The sequence below is a fragment of the Pseudomonas sp. PDM01 genome (assembly GCF_014852325.1).
Classification (GTDB): domain Bacteria; phylum Pseudomonadota; class Gammaproteobacteria; order Pseudomonadales; family Pseudomonadaceae; genus Aquipseudomonas; species Aquipseudomonas migulae.
Genome location: NZ_JACVBK010000001.1, coordinates 181,975 through 202,488, shown reverse-complemented (window position 1 = coordinate 202,488; position 20,514 = coordinate 181,975). Strand labels below are relative to the sequence as shown.

The following is a 20,514-nucleotide window of genomic DNA, read 5'->3' as shown; positions in this document are numbered from 1 at the left end:
ATATTTTTTCCAATAAGCTTCATTACAAGCACTCCAGAGGCGGTGCATCGTTTCAGCAAGCCTCACACTACCGCAAGCTCATGATTTTGTTCGGGCCTACCCTGTAGACTGCGCACAGCCAACCTATTGTCCTGGGACGCGGTGAAACATCGTCGCTATAAGAACAAGCCAAGAACAAGCCAGAAGGATTCCTTATGTCCCGCACCGATCAGCCGGATACGACCGAGAGCACGCCCGAGAGCGATCTTGTCAGCCCCCCGATCAATGCCGAGCGCCTGCTGCAGCTGATCACCAATGAATACGAAAGCCTGCCGCGCCAGCTCAAACGCATTGCCAGTTACATGAGCCAGCAGAGCGACCGGATCATGGTCGACCGCATCAGCGACATCGCTCGCGAGTGCGAAGTGCACCCGTCGGCCATCGTGCGGTTTTCCCAGCGTTTCGGCTTCAGCGGTTTCAGCGAAATGCAGGCATTGTTCCGCGAGGCGTATACCCACAAAACCACGCCGGTACAGAACTACCAGCAGCGCATTCGCAGCATGATCGCCAACAAGTCGCAGAAAGCCAGCGGCGGCGACCTGGCGCGCGAGTGCATCGACGCGACCCTGTCGGGCATCGAGCGACTGGGGCTGGAACTCGATGACCAGGCCTTCGACAAGGCCGTGGACCTGGTGGTCAACGCCGACAACATCTACGTGGTCGGCGTGCGCCGTTCGTTCGCGGTAGCCGATTACCTGGTCTACAACCTGCAACACACCAACAAGCGCATTCATTTGGTGTCTGGGCTCGGCGGCAGCTACCGCGAGCAGATGCGCAGCGTGCGCGCCAATGACCTGGTGATCGCCATCAGCTTCACGCCATACGGCAAGGAAACCCAGCACTGCCTGCGCATCGCCCAGCATCATCAGGCGAAAACCCTGATCATCACCGACAGCAATCTCTCGCCCCTGGCCAAGCGCGCCAACACCCTGCTGCTGGTCAACGAAGGCAGTTCGTTTGCGTTCCGTTCATTGAGTGCGACCCTGTGCCTGTGTCAGGCGCTGTTTATCGCCGTGGCCTATCGACTGGAGTTGAAGGTCGATGAGATTCACGAACAGGTCGGGTTCGACGACTGACCCGGACACGGGTGTTACGGTTCCGCATACGGCGACTCAGCGATCGCGTGTAAATATTTATTCTAAAAATTGAAACAAGAGAATATTTATTCTATAAATTGGATCTCTGAAAACAAGAATCCAAAGGATCCTGTCATGCGCGAACTCGGAATCGGACTTATCGGCACGGGTTTCATGGGCCGTGCCCATGCCCTGGCCTTTCGCAACGTCAGTGCGGCATTCGAACTGCCCTTCACGCTTCGCCTCGCCGCCCTGGCCGACGCCGATCCCGTTCGTGCGCAAGCATGCGCCACTGCCTGGGGCTTTGAGCAGGCCCATGGCGACTGGCAGCAATTGATCGACGACCCCAAGGTCAACCTGATCGCCATCACCACCCCCAACCATCTGCACTACCCGATGGCCATGGCCGCTCTTGCCGCCGGCAAGCCGGTGTACTGCGAAAAACCGCTGGCGGTGAACCTTGAACAGGCGAATGCCATGCACGTGGCGGCCAAGGATGCCGGCGTGGTCACCCGTGTCGGCTACAACTACCAGCACAACCCGATCATTGGCCTGGCACGTAAGTTGATTCTGAGCGGCGAACTCGGCGAGATCATCAGTTTTCAAGGCGAATTCAGCGAAGATTTCATGGCCGATCCAGCGTCCCCCTGGTCGTGGCGCTGTGAGGCCGGGCATGCCGGCGGGGCATTGGCGGATCTGGGCAGTCACTTGCTCGCCATGGCGCGCCATCTGCTGGGTAATGTCGAAGCGGTGTGCGCCGACTCCCAGACTGTGCACCGCCAGCGCCCGGTCGCGGCCGGTAGCCAGGATCAACGCAGCATTGCTGTCGACGATCACGCCCATGCCTTGCTGCGCTTTGCCAGCGGCGCCCGTGGCACCTTCAGCAGCAGTTGGCTCAAGCACGGCTACAAGAATCATCTGAGCTTCGAGATCAGCGGTACCCGAGGCACCCTGGCGTTCGATCAGGAACGCTTGAATGAGTTACGCCTGTGCCGCGCCGGCCAGGACGGTTTCCAGCGTTTACTCGCCGGACCGGACTTGCCCGGTTACGCAGCGTTCAGTCCAGCGCCGGGGCATCAGTTGGGCTACAACGAGTTGAAGACGCTGGAAGTGCATGAGCTGATCATGGCCTTGGCCGGCCACGGACAAGCCGGCACCGATTTCGAGCAAGCCTTTGAAGTGGAGCGACTGGCGACGGCAATTCGATTGGCGGCGCAGGAACAGCGCTGGGTCAATATCAGCGAGGTCTGATCGCAATAGGCGTTGAAGAACGCCAATCCCTGTGGGAGCGAGCCTGCTCGCTCCCACAATTGTTCTGTGTGCTGCGGGCGTTTTGCGACCGGCGCAGACAATCACCCGCGCTAAACTCCGACATCATCAAACTTTCCCCGCCAATCGCTCCGGCCACCTTCACGCCAGCATCAAGCCCCCCGGATGATCAGGACGGCTGCCCAATCCTGTCAGCGTGGATAATCCTGCGACTCATGGGCTTTCACCGAACCACTAGGCACTATGCCTCGTGGACCTCAGACTCATTACTGGCCAACGAACGTCCCTCACATGATCAACGAGAACAAAGGCATACAGTCCGTCGAGCGCGCGATGATGATCCTTGAAACCATCGCAGCGGCAGGGGGCGAAATCCGCTTGGTGGACCTTGCGGCGCAATCCGGACTGCACAAGAGCACCTTGCACGGCCTGCTCAATACACTGGCCACCATGGGCTACATTGCCCGCCGCGGCACCCACTATGCGTTGGGTTTGCGCCTGCGCGAAATCGCTCAACCGTTGAACGACGCCGATGCGTTGCTGCGTGAAACCTTTGCCCCTGCGCTGCGCACGCTGGCCGAACGCAGTGGCGAAACCTGTTTCCTCGCAGCGCCCTGTGGCACCCGCGAATACCTCTACATGGATGCCCTGGAAGGCAGCGGCAACTTGCGCGTTGCAAGCCCGCGCGGGCGTCGCGCCGGGCTGACCACCTCGGCCATCGGTAAAATATTCCTGGCCTTTGACGAGGACCTGCGTCGTAGCCTGCGTCGAGCGGACTTGCTGCCTGCGGAACTGGAAATCGAGTTGGCAGGTATCGTCACCCATGGCTACGCGTTAGACCTTGAAGAAGCCGAGCCGGGGCTTAACTGCGTCGCCCTGCCCCTGCGTTTGCAAGGTCGCGTGGTGGCGGCGCTCGGTGTTGCCGCGCCCGCCTCACGCCTGCCCAAGACAGCGTTGTGCACGTTGGCGAACCACGCCATGCGCGAAATGTTCGACATGCTCAAACTTTAGCCGCCAATGGCCTGGGGCATATTCCCTTGAAAAGCAATCGTCGGGATCATCGCGTTCCTGTCGTTTTATTCAATGGAGTCCCGAATGTTTGAGCAATTGTCCCAGCAGGTCATTAACCGTGCACAAGCGCAGGCGCGTGATCAGGGTTTCGCCGTCTGCATCAGCGTGGTCGACGATGCCGGACTTCTGCGCCATTTCGTGCGCATGGATGACGCTGTGCCAGGCGCCATCGATGTTTCGCTGAAAAAAGCACGCACGGCGGCGTTGTTTCGCACCGACAGCGCCGAACTGGGTATGGAAGCGCAACCGGGCGGAGCCATTTACTCGCTGGAGGCTACCAACGGCGGCCTGATCAGCTTTGGCGGTGGCGTGGTGCTGCGTGATGAACACGGCAAGGTCATCGGCGCCGTTGGCGTTGCCGGGGCGACCGTCGAGGCGGATCAGGTGATTGCCCTGCAGGCAGCGGGTCGCCCATGAATCCGACCACGCAACGTATTCACCCTGGCGTGGTGGCGCTGGCGGTGACCGCTTTCGCTATCGGAATGGCCGAGTTCATTGTCGTCGGCATTCTCCCGGCTATCGCCTCTGACCTCGACATCCCACTGGCGCGTGCGGGGAGCCTGGTCGGGCTGTACGCGTTGGCCCTGGCACTGGGCACGCCGCTGACCGTTCTGGCACTGGCGCGCCTGCCGCGCAAACCGGTGCTGCTGGCGTTGATTGCGTTGTTTCTGGGCGGGAATCTGCTGGCAGCGCTCTCCACCGATTACCCTTGGTTACTGGCAGGACGCATCATCACCGCGCTTGCTCATGGCAGCTTTTTTGCCATCGGTGCCACCGTCGCCGCCAGCCTGGCGCCAAAGGGACAGGCAAGCAAAGCCATTGCCGTGATGTTCGCCGGCTTGACGCTGGCGATGGTCATCGGTGTGCCGATTGGCAGCATCCTGGGTAACGCGATGGGGTGGCGGCTGCCGTTTTATGCGGTCGCGCTGCTGGCCGCCCTGTCCTTGATAGCCAGTACGCGGTGGTTGCCGAACGTGCCGACGCCGCCGTCGGGCAAAGCTCTCACTCAGTTGGCAGCGCTCAGGCACCCGGCCATTCTGGCGATGATGGCCGTGACCGTGTTGGGTTTCGGTTCAAGCTTTGCCGCCTTCACCTTTATCACCCCGATCCTCACCGACATCAGCGGCTTTTCCACCGCGACCGCCAGTTTGTTGTTGGTCGTATTCGGTGTTGCGACCCTGGTCGGCAATCTGGTCGGGGGCCGACTCGCGGCCTCGATGGGCTGGCAATCGGCGCTGCGAATGATCTTTGTGCTACTGACACTCGTGCTGGCGGCGGTCGCACTGCTGTTGCCCTATCAACTGCCGATGGTAGTGATGCTGTTTTTCTGGGGCGCGCTGGCCTTCGGTCTCTCTCCCGCCGCCCAGGCCGGCATGCTGGCCACCGCCGAACGCTATACCCCGCACGCCGTGGCGTTCGCTTCGGCGCTGAACATTTCGGCCTTCAACCTCGGTATCGCCTTGGGCGAAACCAGCGGCAGTGCCCTGGTCGCCAATGGGCAAATGGCTCTCACACCCTGGGCCGGTGTCGTGACCGTGATCCTTGCGCAGTTGCCGCTGATCTGGCTGCTGTCGCTCAACCGAAAAGACTCGCTTGAGCACCGAGCCGAAATCTGCAACCCCTGAGCAACCCCCAATGCTGATCAATCACATGGGAACGGCGATGAGCAATATCGCCGTCCCGTGTGCAGCGGTGGCGGCGATCACGCCGTAGCGCATGCGGACGAAAGCACAGACCAGCCCCTCCAGCAACGTGAACAGTAGAATCGGCCAGCCAATCCGGGTGACGCTCAGTGCCAGAAACGAATGGCAGGCCGAGAAGGCGACAGCGCTGATCAAGGCGGCTCGTATCGCAGAGGTGTGGTGTTCGAGGTGACCTTGCAGGAACCCGCGAAACAGCACTTCTTCCAAGGCATTCCCGCCGTAGGCCAGCACGACCATGCCCATCAACCAGGGCCAGTAACCGGCTATTTCGCCTACACCGATGCCTTGATAGAGCCGCAGCGGAACGCCGATCGCACACCCGGCCGCAACACCCAGCGCAAGCCCTGCAGCCAGATTGCCCTTCCTCCAGACGACGAGTTGCCAAAGCTGCGGGGCGATCCTTGCCAGCGCGGCGACGATCGCCAGCGACAGTGCACCCAGCACGGCCAGGACAAACGGATTAGCAACAAAGCCGATCTGCACATCGCCACTCAGGGACCATAAGCGCAGCGGTGTCATCACATCGCGCAGCAGGACGAAGGTCAGCAGCAGGATCACAATACGCAAACCGGGTTGCGTCTTCGGCGTCAGCCAGAACCAGAGAGCACAGAGGCTAAAACCGGGCAGCAGATAAGTGCCGTAATCGATCAGTAGCGAAAGTCCCTCTTCAATCATGTGTCTGTCCGTTGGCGTCGAGGCGAGTGCCGGGTTATAGCATCCACTTCAGAAGAATGTGAGTGGCAATCCAGGGAGACGCCGCGGCCACGCCCAATCCGAACACCAGGAAAGCGGACAGATAAACCGCAAAAAACCGAATCAACGCCCGCCTCGACATCACCCGCCTCCAGAAACATTGAAATGCTCAAACCGGCTTAATGGCTTGGACGTGTGGCCATTTGCACAGTTCAATGTTCCGCGAGGCCGTGCAAACAGCAGAAGCGCCGATCAAGCAGCGATTGGAGACGGTGTCGGGGGTGGATATTCAACTGAAGGGCGACGTGGCGGGTTTTGCGATTGATCGGCGGATCAGCGGGGCTTGCGCGAGTGATGTGCTGAGATCGCTGTGTGACAACTATCGGGACAAGCTTGTGTGCCGCAATGAACCGGGGCGAACCCTCATCGAACGTAAACCCTGAAAATTACTGCGCAAAACAATGTGGGAGCTAGCCTGCTGGCGATGGCGGACTGTCAATCAACAGTGATGTTGAATGTTCAGCCGCCATCGCCAGCAGGCTAGCTCCCACAGGGATTGCTGTTAACCCGACAACCGGGTCAACAGCACTTTGGCCCGGCCTTGCTTCCGTAACGCGCTTCCTGGCGCTCCCGGAAGAACACCTCGTAACTCATCACCGGTTTGTCCGGATGTTTGGTCTGCATATGCTCGACGTAAGTATCGTAGTCGGGCATGCCGACCATCAGGCGCGCGGCCTGACCGAGGTATTTACCGAGGCGACTCAGGTCATTGAACATGCTGCACTCCTCGATCACGCATTCGGCAGGGCCTGGAATGGCGCTTCTTTATCCGTGCGCTCCTTGGTTCCCCACGCGGCAATGCCGACCTTGAGGGCAAAGAACAGGATGCTGAACACCACCAACAGGAACAGCGCGGTCAACGTCGCATTGGTGTAGGCGTTGTAGATCACGTGCTGCATCTGCTCGATGCTCTTGGCCGGGGCGAGTACCTGGCCGTTGGCCAAGGCATCGCTGTACTTCTTGGCCAGCGCGAGGAAGCCGATCGCCGGGTTGGCGTCGAACAGCTTGATGAAACCGGCGGTGGTGGTGCAGATCAGCAGCCAGACCGCAGGCAGCATGGTCACCCAGACGTAGCGCTGGCGTTTCATTTTGATCAGCACAACCGTCGCCAACATCAGCGCGATACCAGCCAGCATCTGGTTGGAGATGCCGAACAGCGGCCACAAGGTGTTGATGCCACCCAGCGGATCGATCACGCCTTGATAGAGCAAGTAACCCCACATCGCCACACAACCGGCGGTGGCGATCAGGTTGGCGGTCCAGGATTCGGTGCGTTTCAGCGCCGGCACGAAGGAGCCGAGCAAATCCTGCAACATGAAGCGACCGGCACGGGTACCGGCATCGACTGCGGTCAGGATGAACAGCGCTTCAAACAGGATCGCAAAGTGGTACCAGAACGCCATGGTGTTTTCACCCGGCAGGACGTGGTGCAGGATCTGCGCGATACCGACCGCCAGGGTCGGTGCACCGCCGGCACGGGCCAGGATGGTGGTTTCACCGATGTCCTTGGCCACTGCTTGCAGCGCTTCCGGGGTAATTGCAAAGCCCCAGCTGCTGACAGTCTGCGCAACCGAAACAGCATCCGCGCCGACAATCGCCGCTGGGCTGTTCATGGCGAAATACACGCCCGGATCGATCACCGATGCCGCAACCATGGCCATGATGGCGACGAAGGATTCCATCAGCATGCCGCCGTAACCGATGTAGCGGGCATGACCTTCACTGGCGAGCAGCTTCGGCGTGGTGCCGGAAGCGATCAGCGAGTGGAAACCCGATACCGCGCCACAGGCAATGGTGATGAACAGGAACGGGAACATACCGCCCTTCCACACCGGACCGGTGCCATCGATGAACTGGGTCAGTGCCGGCATTCTCAGCTCGGGCATGGTGATCAGAATGCCGATCGCCAATGCCACAATGGTGCCGATTTTCAGGAACGTGGAGAGGTAGTCACGCGGTGCCAGAATCAGCCACACCGGCAGTACCGCGGCAACGAAACCGTAGCCGATCAACATCCAGGTGATTTGAATGCCAGTGAAGGTGAAGGCCTTGGCCCACACTGGGTCAGCGGCAATCTGCCCGCCCAGCCAGATCGAGCCCAGCAGCAGGAACACGCCGATGATCGAGATTTCACCGATGCGGCCCGGACGGATGTAGCGCATGTAGATGCCCATGAACATCGCGATCGGGATGGTCGCCATCACGGTGAACATGCCCCAAGGGCTTTCGGCCAGGGCTTTGACCACGATCAGCGCCAGCACCGCGAGGATGATGATCATGATCAGGAAGCAGCCGAACAGCGCGATGGTGCCGGGGATGCGGCCCATTTCTTCACGGACCATATCGCCCAGGGAGCGGCCGTTGCGGCGGGTGGACATGAACAGGACCATGAAGTCCTGAACCGCACCGGCCAGCACCACACCGGCGATCAGCCAAAGTGTGCCGGGCAGATAGCCCATCTGCGCCGCCAATACCGGACCGACCAGCGGGCCTGCGCCGGCAATGGCTGCGAAGTGGTGACCGAAGAGTACGTGCTTGTTGGTCGGAACGTAGTCCAGGCCATCGTTATTGAGTACGGCGGGAGTGGCTCGATTGGGGTCCAGTTGCATCACCTTGTTGGCGATGAACAGGCTGTAGTAGCGGTATGCGACGAGGTAGATGGCGACGGCTGCGACTACGATCCAGAGGGCGTTGATCGCTTCGCCGCGGCGCAGGGCCACGACACTTAGCGCAAACGCTCCCAGAACAGCCACGGCAAACCAGGCGAGGTGTTTAGCCAGACGGGGCATAGCGTGTCTCCTGCCGACAGCTTGTGACTGCGGCGGTAATTTTTATAATTGTGTCCGCTGTGCGGAGCTGGCCCAATATCCGCGCATGCCGTCTACAAATAAATCCGCGTTACTACGTACGCGCTCTCTACGTAGTTCTACGTAGAAGCGCAAAACCTGTAGGAGCCAGCTTGCTGGCGATGGTGGCGTGACTGATACACCGCGTCGTCTGGATCGCCAGCAAGCTGGCTCCTACAATTTCGCGTCGTCCAGAAAGCCGCAGGTCATTCCGTCCAGCAACGCTACTGGACGTGCGCATCTTTGGCATATGATGCCGGCCTTCGCCTTCCCCCGGTCCGGACAGGAGCCCAGATGCAGCTCAAACACAAAATCGTCGCGCTCGGGATTTTGCCGCTGGTGTTGGCGATCGCTGTCATCTGTGGGCTGGTGATTTCCCTGAACCGCCAGGTGGGTGATCAACAGGCGCAATTGATCGAAGACAGCATCCTGGCGAGCAAGCGCGCCGAACTGAAAAACTACGTGGAAATGGCGCAAAGCCTGATCGCGCCGCTGTACGACGACGGCCACGGTGACGAACACGCCCAGCAACGCGTGCTGGAAGAACTGCGCAAACTCAGCTTTGGCATCAATGGCTACTTCTTCGTGTACGACCGCGAAGGTCGCAGCCTGATGCACGCGCGACAGTCGGAACTGGTCGGCCAATACCTGTGGGACATGAAGGACCCGCACGGCCTGCCGGTGATTCAGGCATTGCTCAAAAGTGCGCAATCGGGCGAAGGCTTTCAACGCTACGCCTGGAACAAGCCGTCTTCCGGCCAGGTCACCGACAAGCTCGCCTACGTGGTGATGCTGGATCACTGGGGCTGGATGCTCGGCACCGGCATTTACCTTGAGGACGTCGAACGCGCGACCCAACAGGCGCGTGACGAAGTGGCCCAGGGCATCCGCAAAACCATGCTGGCGATTGCCGCCGTGGCCCTCGTGGCGGTGCTGTTTGTCTTTGCCAGCGGCATGACGCTGAACGTGAGCGAGCACCGTCTGGCCGACAAAAAACTGCAACGCCTGACCCAGCGAATCGTCAGTTTGCAGGAGGAAGAACGCTCGCGGGTTTCCCGTGAACTGCACGACGGCATCAGTCAGGTGCTCGTCTCCATCAAGTTCCAGTTCGAACTCGCCAGCCATGTGCTGGAGAATGGACAAGACAAAGGGTTGAGCATTTTAAGAGAGGCCACGGAACGTCTCGGCGAAGCGATTGGCGAGGTGCGCAGCCTCTCCCACGACCTGCGCTCATCCTTGCTCGACACCCTGGGGCTGTCGGCGGCCATCGGTCAACTTGCCGAGGAATTCGAGCAACGCAGCGGCCTCACAGTGACCTATAACGACAACGAATTCGACTGCCATCTGGTCGATGGCGCGGCGGTTTCGTTGTTTCGCATTGTGCAGGAAGGCCTGACCAACATTGAACGCCATGCACAGGCAAAAAACGTTTCCATCAACCTGCACGGTTCTGAAGAGTCCATCCGGCTGACGGTGATCGATGACGGTATCGGCTTCAACGTCGCCCAGGTCGAACGTGGCCATGCCGGCATCGGCCTGCGTAATATCCGTGAGCGTGTCGAGCACTTTGGCGGCCGGTTCGAGCTGATCTCGGTGCCGGGAAGAAGTGAGCTGGACGTGCTGCTGCCCATGAAAATGCCCGGCACAAAACGCTGATCAGACAATAAGAGTGAATGCCCGTGATTAACCTGCCCTCCCCGATCCGCGTCGCCCTGGTCGACGATCACTCCCTGGTTCGCGACGGGATCAAGGCGCTGCTGTCCGTCATGGCCCCGCTGGAAGTGGTGGGTGAAGCCGAGAATGGCGCGGACGCCATCGAGATGGTCGGACGCTGCCAGCCTGACCTGCTGCTGGTCGACATCAGCCTCAAGGACATGAACGGGCTGGAGCTGACCCGGTTGCTGCGCAGCCAGTACCCGTCGCTCAAAGTGCTGGTGCTGAGCATGTACGACAATTATGAATACGTGAGCGAGTCCGTGCGTTCGGGTGCCAGCGGCTATGTGCTGAAGAACGCGCCGTCACGGGAAATCATCGCCGCCATCGAAGCCATTGCCAGCGGCGGCACGTTCTACAGCGCGGAAATTGCCCAGCGGCTCATTGCTGATAAAAGTACCGACAACGAGCTGACGCCGCGTGAAAGCCAGGTGTTGTACAAAATGGCCCAGGGGATGAACAACAAGGAAATGGCCCGCGACCTCGACATCAGCGTGCGCACGGTTGAAACCCATCGCCTGAGCATCCGCCGCAAACTCAACATCGACAAACCGGCGGCGCTGGTCAAATACGCTATCGACCACGGGATCATTTCCCCATAAGCCTGCCGAACACTACCCCCTGTAGGAGCCGGCTTGCCGGCGATAACGGAGTGTCAGCAAAAAACAGGTTGGCTGACCCACCGCTATCGCCAGCAAGCCGGCTCCTACAGGATCGGGGGCGTTGCCGATTTTTTTTCTGAGCCACCGGAGACACCCGTGCCACCGTTGACCACTCGCGAGATTTACCAGCTATTGCGCGACGCCGCCCTGGAGGTTCGTCCCCTGCGGCTGATAGGCGAACCTTCCGCATCCGGTCTGATGCAGGTCGACATCGAAGGTTGGCAGCTGACCCTCGACATCGACGACAACCACTTGCGCCGCTGCCAACGCTGCCAGAGCCCGGACGGCCGCGAGGGCCTGTTCGACAATTGGCAACGTTACGGCACCGACCCGGTCAGTCTGCTCAGCACCTGGGAACTGGCGCAGATAGAACGCCTGCTGACCGAGCTCAAAAACGCGGTTTGACCGCCTTCCAGTCCGGTTTGTAACGCTGCATCTGCTTCACGTCATCGCGCTGGCGGATGCCACAGGTCAGGTATTGGTCATGCAGCTTGCCCAGTTGATCGTGATCCAGTTCCAGACCCAACCCCGGCGCGCGCGTGATTTTCACGCAGCCATCGACGATCGGCAGCTTGCCGCCCTTGATCACTTCTTCATCCGGCTCCTGCCACGGGTAATGCGTGTCGCAGGCGTAATCCAGATTGGGCACCGCGGCCGCAACATGCGCCATCGCCATCAGGCTGATGCCCAGGTGCGAGTTGGAGTGCATCGACACGCCAAGACCAAAGGTGTCGCACATTTTCGCCAGCGCCTGCGTGTCGCGCAGCCCGCCCCAGTAATGGTGATCGGCGAGGACAATCTGCACGCTGTTCAACGCCACGCTACGCCGGAACTCGTCGAAATCGGTGACCACCATGTTGGTCGCCAGCGGCAGCCCGGTACGCTTGTGCAACTCGGCCATGCCGTCGAGGCCCGGCGTCGGGTCTTCATAATATTGCAGGTCATCGCCCAGCAACTCAGCCATGCGAATCGATGTTTCCAATGACCAGTTGCCATTCGGGTCAATGCGCAGCGGGTAACCGGGGAAGGCCTTTTTCAGCGCCTTGATGCACGACACTTCGTGCTCCGGCGGCAGCGTGCCGGCCTTGAGTTTGATGCTCTTGAAACCGTAGGCCTCGATCATCCGCCGCGCCTGGGCAACGATCTGCTCTTCGTTCAGCGCCTCGCCCCAATTGTCCGGTTTGTACGGTGAATCGACATGCTGCGCGTACTTGAAAAACAGGTAGGCGCTGAACGGAATCTCGTCGCGAATCGCCCCGCCCAGCAAGTCCACCAACGGCACGTTCAACGAATGCGCCTGCAAATCCAGGAACGCCACTTCGAACGCCGAATACGCATTGCTCACTGCTTTGCTGGCATGGGAGCCCGGTGCCAGTTCCGCGCCGGCAATGCTCGCCGGTTTGTTCGCCGCCACGGTGGCCTGGACGATGCGCCGCAGTTGATTGAGGTCGAACGGATCGAGACCGATCAATTGCGATTGCAGTTGCTGCTGGATCAACAGCGCCGGCGCATCGCCGTAACTTTCACCGAGACCGATGTAGCCATTGTCGCTCTCGATCTCGATGATCGAACGCAGCGCGAACGGCTCATGAATCCCGCTGGCGTTGAGCAGCGGCGGATCACGGAAAGCGATGGGGGTGACGGTGACTCGTTTGATTTTCAAGAGGCTGCTCCCTTTGGACCTGAGCTCAAGGCTTGATGACTGACTGATTTTTCTGACGCTGCGATGTCGGCAGGTTGGCCGTTCAACACGCGAACGGGGTCACCACGCGGGGCGGTGCGGGCAAAGAAGATCACCACTGCCGCCACCAGCGAGGTGGCCGCCAGCCCGTAGAGACCGCCCTCGATGGAGCCGGTTTTTTGTTCGAGAAAACCGAACGCTGTCGGGGCGACGAAGCCGCCGAGGTTGCCGATGGAGTTGATCAACGCGATCACCGCCGCGGCGATGCGCGCATCCAGATAGCCTTGCGGAATGGGCCAGAACAGTGCCGAGGCGGCCTTGAAACCAATCGCGGCAAAACAGATGGCGACGAAGGCAAAGACCGGCCCGCCAGTGGTGGACATGAACATGCCGAACGCAGCGATAACCAGGGTCAAGGCGACCCATGCCTGCTGGTATTTCCATTTGCTGGCCATTGCGGCGAAGCCGTACATCGCGACGATGGAAATGATCCACGGAATCGAGTTGAACAGGCCGACCTGGAAGTCGCCGAGGTTGCCCATTTTCTTGATCATGCTCGGCAGCCAGAACGTCGCGCCATAGATGGTCAAGGCAATGGAAAAGTAGATGAAACAGAACAGTGCGATCTGCTTGTCGGCGAGCAATTTGAACATCGACGGCTTGACCGTCTGCGTCGCTTCGCGGGCCTGCTGTTCGAGGGCGATGGCGCCCACCAGTGCGTCCTTTTCTTCCGCGCTCAGCCAATTCGCCTGGCGTGGATGGGACTGCAACCAGAACCAGACAAACCCGCAGAGCACGATCGAGGCGAAGCCTTCGATCAGGAACATCCACTGCCAACCGTGCAGGCTGAAACCGCTGACGTGCAACAGCGCACCGGACACCGGCCCGGAAATCACCGAGGCAATGGCCGAGCCGCTGAGGAAGATCGCCATGGCCTTGCCGCGTTCGGTCGACGGCAACCATTGGGTGAAGTAATAAATGATGCCGGGGAAGAACCCCGCTTCGGCCGCACCGAGGATGAAGCGCAGCACATAGAAACTGGTTTCGCCGCGCACGAACGCCATGGCCATGGCCGCTGCGCCCCAGGTGAACATGATGCGCGTCAGCCAGGCGCGGGCGCCGTAGCGTTGCAGCAGCAGGTTGGAGGGGACTTCGAAGATTGCGTAACCGATGAAGAACAGCCCGGCACCGAGGCCATAGGCCGCGGCGCCAATGCCGAGATCGGTTTCCATGTGACTGCGCACGAAGCCGATGTTGACCCGGTCGATGTAGTTGACGATGAACATCACCACGAACAGCGGCAGCACATGGCGCTTCACCTTGGCCGCTGCGCGGGCGAGCACAGTTGGATCGGGCGGACTCTGGAGGGTATTCAAGGGGGCGACTCCCGTTCATTGTTTTTTTAGGGACGCGCCGATCATGGACGCCGACATTGATCCCGTCTAATCTAACTTGGCATTCGATTGATACCTGGATTAGATCAATGTTCGAACTGACCCAACTGCGCTGCTTTACCACGGTGGCCACCGAACTGAACTTCCGGCGCGCCGCCGAACGGTTGAACATGACCCAGCCGCCGCTCAGCCGACAGATTCAGCTGCTGGAACATCACCTGGGCGTCGAGCTGTTCACCCGCACCACCCGCAGCGTCGCCCTGACCGCCGCTGGCCGCGCCTTCTTCATCGAGGCGCAGAACCTGCTCGAACGCGCGCAGCAAGCCGCCGCCACCGCCCGGCGTTTTGCCGAGGGCGATATCGGCACGGTCAACATCAGTTTTGTCGGTAGCGCGGTGTATGAATTCCTGCCCAAGGTCATCGCCGAAGCCCGCCTCAAGCAACCGCACGTGAAAATCGACCTGTCGGAGATGAATACCTACCAGCAGCACGAAGCCCTGCGCGCCCGCCGTATCGACCTGGGGATCGTCCGCGCGCCGTTGCTGGAACCGGGATATGCCACCGAGTGCCTGGTGCGCGAGCCGTTTGTCCTGGCCGTGCCCAGCCATCATCGATTGGCCAGCGCCGAAACCGTGTCGGTCAAAGACCTCGATGCACAACCGTTTCTAATGTACTCCCACGCCGCCTACCCACCGTTCAACGAACTGCTGACCGGTATGCTGCGCTCGGCCCGCGTCGCCCCGGAATACGTGCAGTGGCTGGGTTCGTCGCTGACCATTCTGGCGCTGGTCAACGCCGGCATGGGCCTGGCGCTGGTGCCACGGTGCGCCAGCAGCGTGGTGTTCAAGAACGTGGTGTTTCGCGATATCGACCTGGGGGAAGGCGTGCAGAGCGAGTTGCATCTGATCTGGCGCGAGAACAATGACAACCCGGCGTTTGCCATGTTGCTGGAAGGGATTCGCACGGCTGTTCGTGAAGGCTGGGGGTTGTGAGGGCTGAGCTGATTTCGTCGGTGTTTGTGCTGCCGTCTTCGCGGGCAAGCCTCGCTCCTACGGGTTTGAGTTGAAACACAATTTTGTGAACGACACCAACCCTGTAGGAGCGTGCGATGCGGCGACCCGACTTGCCCGCGAAGACATTTGTGTTATCGCCATCGCCGGCAATCCTTGCACCTGAAGATGTAGCGGTGAAGGTACGTCTGTCGGACACACGAAGTCGGCGGTAAATATGCACTCCTGCCCCGTGAACCTTGTTTCAACTCCCCAGTCTTACAGCGGCGCCAATTCCTCCCCTAACCGCCGCCATCTCTTCAGAGCTGTCCCTCCATGCGCCAAACCGCCCACGCCTTGCGCTTGACTTCGCTGTGCCTGTTTACCTTGCTTTCTATTACCACCCGCCCCGCCCACGCCGGCGCGGAACGGCAACTGGTGGAAGCCATCAACGATTACCGCGCCCACCCACAGCGCTGCGAGCGGCGTCCCGCCCAACGCTTGGCACCGCTGGCGCTGAAATCGAATCTGGCCTTGCCGGTCGGCTACGGCGGCGGCTTGCGGGACCGGTTGAAAGCGTCCGGTTATCAGGCAGTGACCGTGCGCAGCCTGCGCGTGGTCGGCGCGCAGGATGCCGAAGAGGCCTTCGACCTGCTGCAGAGCGATTACTGCTCGGCATTGCTGGATAGCCAATACGCCGATATCGGCGTCAGCCGCAGCCGCAGCGAATGGCAAGTGGTACTGGCGCGGCCGGTGCTGGACAGTCAAATGAACGACGCGCGAGCCGTCAGCAAGGCGTTGCTCGCCCAGGTCAACGCCGCGCGGGCGAAACCGCGTCTCTGCGGACGCCAGCGCTTTGCCGCCGCCCGACCACTGGCCTGGAATGCCAGCCTCGGGGCCGCGGCGCAGGGCCACAGCAAGGCAATGGCCTACGGAAATTACTTCGCACACCGCGATCCCGACGGCGATATGCCTGCCGACCGGGCGCGGGCTGCCGGATTCCGTGGCCGCCAGATCGGCGAAAACATCGCCGCAGGCCAAGGCTCACCGAGCAAGGCAATGGCAGGCTGGCTCGCCAGCCCCGGACATTGCGCCAACCTGATGAGCCCGTTGTTCACCCAAGTGGGAGCCGCCTACGCGACGGACGCGCGCAGTGACCAAGGGGTTTACTGGACGATGTTGTTTGGAGCGCCTTGAGGCCGGTCACACCATGGCCAGCGTGATGCGTCACGCTGGCCGCCGCACCGCCCTCACCTTCCCGCTGCCACCGCCGCCGCAGAAGAACTGATCGCCGCCATCGGACTCAAGTCCCGACACGCCGACACCAGCGGGCATCCTGATGCTGTGCAGCACTTCCCCGGTTTTGGCATCCACGCGGCGCAGCTCGCTTTCATCCCCTTCCCACGTTCCGTGCCACAGTTGCCCGTCAACCCAGGTCACGCCGGTAACGAAGCGATTGGACTCGATCGTGCGCAAAATCGCGCCGGTCTCGGGGTCGATCTGGTGAATTTTCCGATCGCGATAGCGGCCGACCCACAGCGTCCCCTCAGCCCAGGTCAGCCCGGAATCATTGCCGCCACCCGGTGCCGGGATGGTGTTGAGCACTTTGCCGGTCTGCGGGTCGATTTTCTGGATGCGGTCGGCGGCGATCTGGAACAGGTGCTGGCCGTCGAAGGCCGTGCCTGCATCGGCGCTGACGTCGATTGAACGCAGGGTCTTGCCGCTGGCCGGGTCGAGGGCGATGAGTTTTTCGCCACTGGCAAACCAGACGCGCTCACCGTCCCAGGTCACGCCATGCACGCTGTCGACACCGGCGAACGGGCCATATTCGCGGAGGATTTCTGCGGTTGAGTGTTTCATCTCGGTTACCTCTTCAGGGGTTCGTGGCGTTCATCCTAGTCACTCGGCAGTGGCGCCGGGAGTAACAAGGTCGTCGCGAAACCCGGTACCGGCGGGGTCATCCAGCGCCGCGCCCGGCCACGTCCGAATGGCTGCACTTTGCCGGCCGCCGCCAGCGCGTCGAGTGTGCGCTGCACCGTGCGCTGGCTGGTGTCGAGCGCCAACGCCAACGCCGAACTCGACCAGGATTCGCCGTCGGCGAGCAAGGCAAACAGCGCCGCGTGTCGTTCTTCGACCGGTTGCGCCAACACCACTACGTCAGATGAAACCAGCGCCACCAGCGCAAACCCGCGTTGAGTGGCGATGACGCCCGCCAAGGGTTTCAGCGCCGCACGCAAGCGCCCGACTTCGACACGCAAACGCGCTCGATGGGACTCGTCCGAAAGCTTCAGGCGGAACGCCCGGCGGATCAGGGTTTCCCTCGATACGTCCGCCGGCCACGCTTCGGCCAATACCCGAGCGAGGGTGAACAACACCGGGCGCCTGGCGAGGGAAACCGACATACCAACGCCACGCACGGCATAACGGCAGGCGTCCACCACCAACGCGGTCGAGCCGAGCACGGCTTCAACTTCATCCAGCCACAACGGCCGCTCTTCGCCATGGGCGATCAGGCGCGCTGCCGGGGAATTCAGGACGTTAACGGCGTTTTCGACTTCGCCGATAAGCGCCGGGACACCCGCCTCGCGTGCGACATGTTCGGCCCTCGCCAGGGCAAGCCGGGCTGTTTGCGATTGCAGGCGGCGGATGGCAATCCCCGCCACCACCAATTCATGGGCGGCGCGCAGCACCGGCGGCAACGGTGCGGGATCCAGCGCGGCCAACAGAACGTCCGCCTCGTCGAGCCGACCGATCAGCACCCATCGCCGAATCTGCAAGTACCGCGCGTGAGCGGCGTTCACTCGATCTCCATGGGCCTCAAGCGTCAGGCGTGCCGTTTCGAGCGCCTTCACTGGCCAGCCCAGGTCACGCGAAGCCAGCGCAATTTCGGCCTCGGCCACCACGCAGCGCGCCCGTGCCAACGGCTCTTTCGGCCCGAATGCGCGCGCGGCGCTTTTCACCAGCGCTTTCGCCCGAACCAGATCGCCGAGCTGCGCCATGGCGATGCCGCGCAACGCGAGCGCGGGCGCATCGTCACGCAACGCCACCCGGTCAAGCGCACCAAGCGGATCACCCGCCGCGAGTGCCCGCGCTGCGGCGGTGATCAATGAGTCCATAAAAGTAGCGCCACGGTTGTCGCCCCTGCCGTTCGATAACCCTGGTTAGTCTAGTCACGCGGCAGCTGAGCACGGGGCGCGATTGTTTGCGTTTGTAAGGGCCTTATCGCCGGCAAGCCGGTCTCGCTCCCACAGGGATTGCGGGGCTTGCACAAAACAGGCGGGAGATTCTATGTTGCAGGCCAACCCTGCATCATCAAACGTCAAGTTTGCCAGGAGTCATGCCATGAACACGTATCAGCCTTTGGATTGCGATCTGCACGACTATCTCGAGATTGCCTGCCTGCGCGGTTATCGACTGCATATCGAGTTGATGGATGGCACAAGCCTGACGGCCAAAGCGCTGACGACACGGACGTCCAGCGACAAAGAAGAGTTTCTCTGCGTTGAAACGGCAGGCGGCCCACAGGAGATCCGTCTGGATCAGCTGCTGGCCGTGACGCCGCTGGACGACAATGCGCAGTTTGGACGCGTGGTGCTTCAGGGCGCGAACTGCTCGTTCTAGCACTCGGTGTGCCGGCCCCTCAATTCGGCTCTGTGAAACGCAAAAAGCCCCGCCCTCTCAATGAGGACGAGGCTTTTCGGCAGCCGCCGTTCAATCGGCGTTCAGCAGCACCGCGTCGTGCAGCTGCGTTTGCCGTAACGTGCTTCCTGACGCTCGCGAAAGAATGCTGAATAACTCATGACCGGCTGGTCCGGATGATTCAGCTTCATCTGCGCGACGTAGTTGTCGTAATCCGGAACGCCCACCATCAGGCGCGTGCTCTGGCTGAGGAACCTGGCGGCAAGCTGCAGTTTGCGGAACATGGCAAAAGCCTCTTTGTGGTGTTGGACGACCTCATCAAACCGCACTCATGTATCTGCATTGTGTCCGCGACCGGGGAATTTGTATGTTCAAGTGGCTGAACGAACCCGACAAACCGCCCCCCCGATCACAGAACCAGCCTGCGATAATCCGCCAGCACACTGCTCAGATAGGCGTTGAAACGCCCCGCCGCCGCGCCATCGATCACGCGATGATCCCAACTCAGGCTCAACGGCAGCATGTTGCGCGTCACAACCTGCCCGCCCTCCAGCGCGAGTCGCTCCGTGCTTTTGCCCACCCCGAGAATCGCGACTTCCGGCGCATTGATGATCGGCGTGAAATACGTCCCGCCAATGCCGCCCAACGACGAGATTGAAAAGCAGCCGCCACTCATCTCGGCAGCGCTCAACTTGCCCGCCCGCGCCTTTTCGGCCAGCGCCGACATTTCCCGGGCAATCGCCAGCACCCCTTTCTGATCGACGTCCTTGATGACGGGGACGACCAACCCTTCGGGTGTATCGGTGGCAAAACCGATGTGGCAATAACCCTTCAACACCAATTCGTCGCCGTTGAGACTGGCATTGAACTCCGGGAATTTTTTCAACGCGCCCGCACAGGCTTTCATCAACAACGCCAGCAACGTCAACTTGACCCCGCTGCCGGCCTTTTCCTTGTTCACCTGCACGCGGAACTGTTCGAGTTGCGTGATATCCGCGTCGTCGTGATTGGTCACGTGGGGAATCATCAGCCAATTGCGATGCAGATTGGCCCCGCTGATTTTACGGATGCGCGACAGTGGCCGGGTTTCCACCGGCCCGTACTTGGCAAAATCCACCACCGGCCAGGGCAGCAATCCGCCCAACGGCTGGGCACGGGTTTCAGTGACCGTCAGTGCGCCTTTCACATGGGCCAACACGTCGTCCTTGGTGATGCGGCGACGCAGGCCCGTGCCCTGAATGGCCTTGAGCGAAACACCCAGTTCTCGAGAGAACTTGCGAACCGACGGCGATGCCAGCGGCAAGTCCGTTGGCGGATCAAACGCTTCGATGACCAACCCTGGCGAGGCAATCGGCTGAGGCTCTATGACCGTTGCAACGGGCTCGATGCGGGGTGCCGGCGCCGCCGATAGCCCTTCACTTTCGATAAAGGCAATCGGCGATCCCTCGCTGACTTTGTCATCCAGACTGACCACCAACGATTGCAACACGCCCGTGTGCGGCGATGGAATTTCCATGGACGCCTTGTCCGTTTCGACAATGATCAGGGTCTGCCCTTCGACCACCGCATCGCCCGCCTTGACCGGTATTTCGATGACACCGACATCCTTGGCATCGCCGATGTCGGGCATTCGCACTTCATGCACATTCTTCATGACCATTTCCTGAAAATTCGACTCG

The 20,514-nt window shown here is 60.9% G+C and carries 21 protein-coding genes; 12 read left to right on the top strand and 9 right to left on the bottom strand.

What is annotated here, in order from left to right; all coding sequences use genetic code 11:
- Positions 1-194 precede the first annotated feature (194 nt).
- The 5 genes from IB246_RS00940 to IB246_RS00920 all read left to right on the top strand — a co-directional run bounded on the left by IB246_RS00940 (position 195) and on the right by IB246_RS00920 (position 5,080).
- Positions 195-1,115, top strand: a complete 921-nt coding sequence (locus IB246_RS00940) for a MurR/RpiR family transcriptional regulator (RefSeq protein ID WP_008039123.1) — start codon at positions 195-197, stop codon at positions 1,113-1,115.
- 135 nt (positions 1,116-1,250) lie between these two features.
- A complete protein-coding gene (locus IB246_RS00935) occupies positions 1,251-2,366 on the top strand; it encodes a Gfo/Idh/MocA family protein (RefSeq protein WP_008039125.1) in 1,116 nt (371 codons plus the stop codon).
- A gap of 309 nt (positions 2,367-2,675) precedes the next feature.
- Positions 2,676-3,395, top strand: a complete 720-nt coding sequence (locus tag IB246_RS00930; protein ID WP_008039126.1) for an IclR family transcriptional regulator — start codon at positions 2,676-2,678, stop codon at positions 3,393-3,395.
- A gap of 84 nt (positions 3,396-3,479) precedes the next feature.
- Positions 3,480-3,872: a GlcG/HbpS family heme-binding protein gene (locus IB246_RS00925; protein ID WP_008039127.1), complete on the top strand. Its 393-nt coding sequence runs from the start codon at positions 3,480-3,482 to the stop codon at positions 3,870-3,872.
- The gene (locus tag IB246_RS00920) at positions 3,869-5,080 is read left to right on the top strand and encodes an MFS transporter (protein ID WP_008039128.1); all 1,212 of its coding nucleotides are present in this window, start codon (positions 3,869-3,871) and stop codon (positions 5,078-5,080) included. The genes IB246_RS00925 and IB246_RS00920 overlap by 4 nt, the downstream gene beginning before the upstream one ends.
- Positions 5,081-5,101: 21 nt before the next feature.
- On the opposite strand, the gene IB246_RS00915 is transcribed toward IB246_RS00920, so the two are convergent.
- Entirely contained in the window at positions 5,102-5,833 is a 732-nt protein-coding gene (locus IB246_RS00915; protein WP_008039129.1) for a CPBP family intramembrane glutamic endopeptidase, read from the bottom strand.
- A gap of 233 nt (positions 5,834-6,066) precedes the next feature.
- Here IB246_RS00915 and IB246_RS00910 point away from each other — a divergent pair, with 233 nt between their 5' ends.
- Positions 6,067-6,294 carry a hypothetical protein gene (locus tag IB246_RS00910; RefSeq protein ID WP_223435174.1) on the top strand — a complete coding sequence of 76 codons (228 nt, stop codon included), beginning with the start codon at positions 6,067-6,069 and terminating at the stop codon, positions 6,292-6,294.
- A 136-nt stretch (positions 6,295-6,430) separates the two neighbouring features.
- Here the strand turns inward: IB246_RS00910 and IB246_RS00905 are convergent, their stop codons facing one another.
- A complete protein-coding gene (locus IB246_RS00905; protein WP_007900300.1) occupies positions 6,431-6,628 on the bottom strand; it encodes a YbdD/YjiX family protein in 198 nt (65 codons plus the stop codon).
- Between the two features lie 14 nt (positions 6,629-6,642).
- Positions 6,643-8,700, bottom strand: a complete 2,058-nt coding sequence (locus IB246_RS00900) for a carbon starvation CstA family protein (RefSeq protein WP_008024713.1) — start codon at positions 8,698-8,700, stop codon at positions 6,643-6,645.
- Between the two features lie 351 nt (positions 8,701-9,051).
- Here IB246_RS00900 and IB246_RS00895 point away from each other — a divergent pair, with 351 nt between their 5' ends.
- The 3 genes from IB246_RS00895 to IB246_RS00885 all read left to right on the top strand — a co-directional run bounded on the left by IB246_RS00895 (position 9,052) and on the right by IB246_RS00885 (position 11,537).
- The gene (locus tag IB246_RS00895; RefSeq protein ID WP_008036355.1) at positions 9,052-10,413 is read left to right on the top strand and encodes a cache domain-containing protein; all 1,362 of its coding nucleotides are present in this window, start codon (positions 9,052-9,054) and stop codon (positions 10,411-10,413) included.
- Positions 10,414-10,439: 26 nt separating this feature from the next.
- On the top strand, positions 10,440-11,072 hold the full coding sequence (locus IB246_RS00890; protein ID WP_017339266.1) for a response regulator: 633 nt from the start codon (positions 10,440-10,442) through the stop codon (positions 11,070-11,072).
- A gap of 156 nt (positions 11,073-11,228) precedes the next feature.
- A complete protein-coding gene (locus tag IB246_RS00885) occupies positions 11,229-11,537 on the top strand; it encodes a hypothetical protein (protein WP_032832285.1) in 309 nt (102 codons plus the stop codon).
- Here the strand turns inward: IB246_RS00885 and IB246_RS00880 are convergent.
- Positions 11,521-12,795 (bottom strand): glucarate dehydratase family protein, encoded by a 1,275-nt coding sequence (locus IB246_RS00880; RefSeq protein ID WP_008036359.1) that lies wholly within the window; start codon positions 12,793-12,795, stop codon positions 11,521-11,523. The two genes, IB246_RS00885 and IB246_RS00880, sit on opposite strands and share 17 nt — an antisense overlap.
- Positions 12,792-14,189 carry an MFS transporter gene (locus tag IB246_RS00875; protein ID WP_008036361.1) on the bottom strand — a complete coding sequence of 466 codons (1,398 nt, stop codon included), beginning with the start codon at positions 14,187-14,189 and terminating at the stop codon, positions 12,792-12,794. Before IB246_RS00875 ends, IB246_RS00880 begins: the two co-directional genes overlap by 4 nt.
- A gap of 107 nt (positions 14,190-14,296) precedes the next feature.
- Here IB246_RS00875 and IB246_RS00870 point away from each other — a divergent pair, with 107 nt between their 5' ends.
- Positions 14,297-15,199: a LysR substrate-binding domain-containing protein gene (locus IB246_RS00870; protein ID WP_008033861.1), complete on the top strand. Its 903-nt coding sequence runs from the start codon at positions 14,297-14,299 to the stop codon at positions 15,197-15,199.
- Positions 15,200-15,532: 333 nt separating this feature from the next.
- Positions 15,533-16,393, top strand: a complete 861-nt coding sequence (locus tag IB246_RS00865; protein ID WP_008036363.1) for a CAP domain-containing protein — start codon at positions 15,533-15,535, stop codon at positions 16,391-16,393.
- 30 nt (positions 16,394-16,423) lie between these two features.
- Here the strand turns inward: IB246_RS00865 and IB246_RS00860 are convergent, their stop codons facing one another.
- Both IB246_RS00860 and IB246_RS00855 read right to left on the bottom strand, forming a co-directional pair.
- Positions 16,424-17,056 carry a glutaminyl-peptide cyclotransferase gene (locus IB246_RS00860; protein WP_008036364.1) on the bottom strand — a complete coding sequence of 211 codons (633 nt, stop codon included), beginning with the start codon at positions 17,054-17,056 and terminating at the stop codon, positions 16,424-16,426.
- Positions 17,057-17,091: 35 nt separating this feature from the next.
- On the bottom strand, positions 17,092-18,312 hold the full coding sequence (locus tag IB246_RS00855; protein WP_008036365.1) for a hypothetical protein: 1,221 nt from the start codon (positions 18,310-18,312) through the stop codon (positions 17,092-17,094).
- A gap of 226 nt (positions 18,313-18,538) precedes the next feature.
- On the opposite strand from IB246_RS00855, the gene IB246_RS00850 reads away from it, so the two are divergent.
- Positions 18,539-18,817 carry a Rho-binding antiterminator gene (locus IB246_RS00850; RefSeq protein ID WP_008036366.1) on the top strand — a complete coding sequence of 93 codons (279 nt, stop codon included), beginning with the start codon at positions 18,539-18,541 and terminating at the stop codon, positions 18,815-18,817.
- Positions 18,818-18,918: 101 nt separating this feature from the next.
- Here the strand turns inward: IB246_RS00850 and IB246_RS00845 are convergent, their stop codons facing one another.
- Complete coding sequence (locus tag IB246_RS00845; protein ID WP_008033844.1) at positions 18,919-19,119, bottom strand: YbdD/YjiX family protein; 201 nt, start codon at positions 19,117-19,119, stop codon at positions 18,919-18,921.
- Between the two features lie 125 nt (positions 19,120-19,244).
- Positions 19,245-20,489 (bottom strand): dihydrolipoyllysine-residue acetyltransferase, encoded by a 1,245-nt coding sequence (locus IB246_RS00840; protein ID WP_008036367.1) that lies wholly within the window; start codon positions 20,487-20,489, stop codon positions 19,245-19,247.
- Between the last annotated feature and the right edge of the window lie 25 nt (positions 20,490-20,514).

Excerpts from the sequence above, each read along its gene's own strand:
- IB246_RS00910 (WP_223435174.1), top strand. The coding sequence starts at position 6,067 with ATGTTCCGCGAGGCCGTGCAAACAGCAGAAGCGCCGATCAAGCAGCGA.
- IB246_RS00840 (WP_008036367.1), bottom strand. The coding sequence starts at position 20,489 with ATGAAGAATGTGCATGAAGTGCGAATGCCCGACATCGGCGATGCCAAG.
- IB246_RS00855 (WP_008036365.1), bottom strand. The coding sequence starts at position 18,312 with ATGGACTCATTGATCACCGCCGCAGCGCGGGCACTCGCGGCGGGTGAT.
- IB246_RS00850 (WP_008036366.1), top strand. The coding sequence starts at position 18,539 with ATGAACACGTATCAGCCTTTGGATTGCGATCTGCACGACTATCTCGAG.
- IB246_RS00895 (WP_008036355.1), top strand. The coding sequence starts at position 9,052 with ATGCAGCTCAAACACAAAATCGTCGCGCTCGGGATTTTGCCGCTGGTG.
- IB246_RS00900 (WP_008024713.1), bottom strand. The coding sequence starts at position 8,700 with ATGCCCCGTCTGGCTAAACACCTCGCCTGGTTTGCCGTGGCTGTTCTG.
- IB246_RS00935 (WP_008039125.1), top strand. The coding sequence starts at position 1,251 with ATGCGCGAACTCGGAATCGGACTTATCGGCACGGGTTTCATGGGCCGT.
- IB246_RS00920 (WP_008039128.1), top strand. The coding sequence starts at position 3,869 with ATGAATCCGACCACGCAACGTATTCACCCTGGCGTGGTGGCGCTGGCG.
- IB246_RS00865 (WP_008036363.1), top strand. The coding sequence starts at position 15,533 with ATGCGCCAAACCGCCCACGCCTTGCGCTTGACTTCGCTGTGCCTGTTT.
- IB246_RS00860 (WP_008036364.1), bottom strand. The coding sequence starts at position 17,056 with ATGAAACACTCAACCGCAGAAATCCTCCGCGAATATGGCCCGTTCGCC.
- IB246_RS00845 (WP_008033844.1), bottom strand. The coding sequence starts at position 19,119 with ATGTTCCGCAAACTGCAGCTTGCCGCCAGGTTCCTCAGCCAGAGCACG.
- IB246_RS00905 (WP_007900300.1), bottom strand. The coding sequence starts at position 6,628 with ATGTTCAATGACCTGAGTCGCCTCGGTAAATACCTCGGTCAGGCCGCG.
- IB246_RS00930 (WP_008039126.1), top strand. The coding sequence starts at position 2,676 with ATGATCAACGAGAACAAAGGCATACAGTCCGTCGAGCGCGCGATGATG.
- IB246_RS00940 (WP_008039123.1), top strand. The coding sequence starts at position 195 with ATGTCCCGCACCGATCAGCCGGATACGACCGAGAGCACGCCCGAGAGC.
- IB246_RS00915 (WP_008039129.1), bottom strand. The coding sequence starts at position 5,833 with ATGATTGAAGAGGGACTTTCGCTACTGATCGATTACGGCACTTATCTG.
- IB246_RS00925 (WP_008039127.1), top strand. The coding sequence starts at position 3,480 with ATGTTTGAGCAATTGTCCCAGCAGGTCATTAACCGTGCACAAGCGCAG.
- IB246_RS00870 (WP_008033861.1), top strand. The coding sequence starts at position 14,297 with ATGTTCGAACTGACCCAACTGCGCTGCTTTACCACGGTGGCCACCGAA.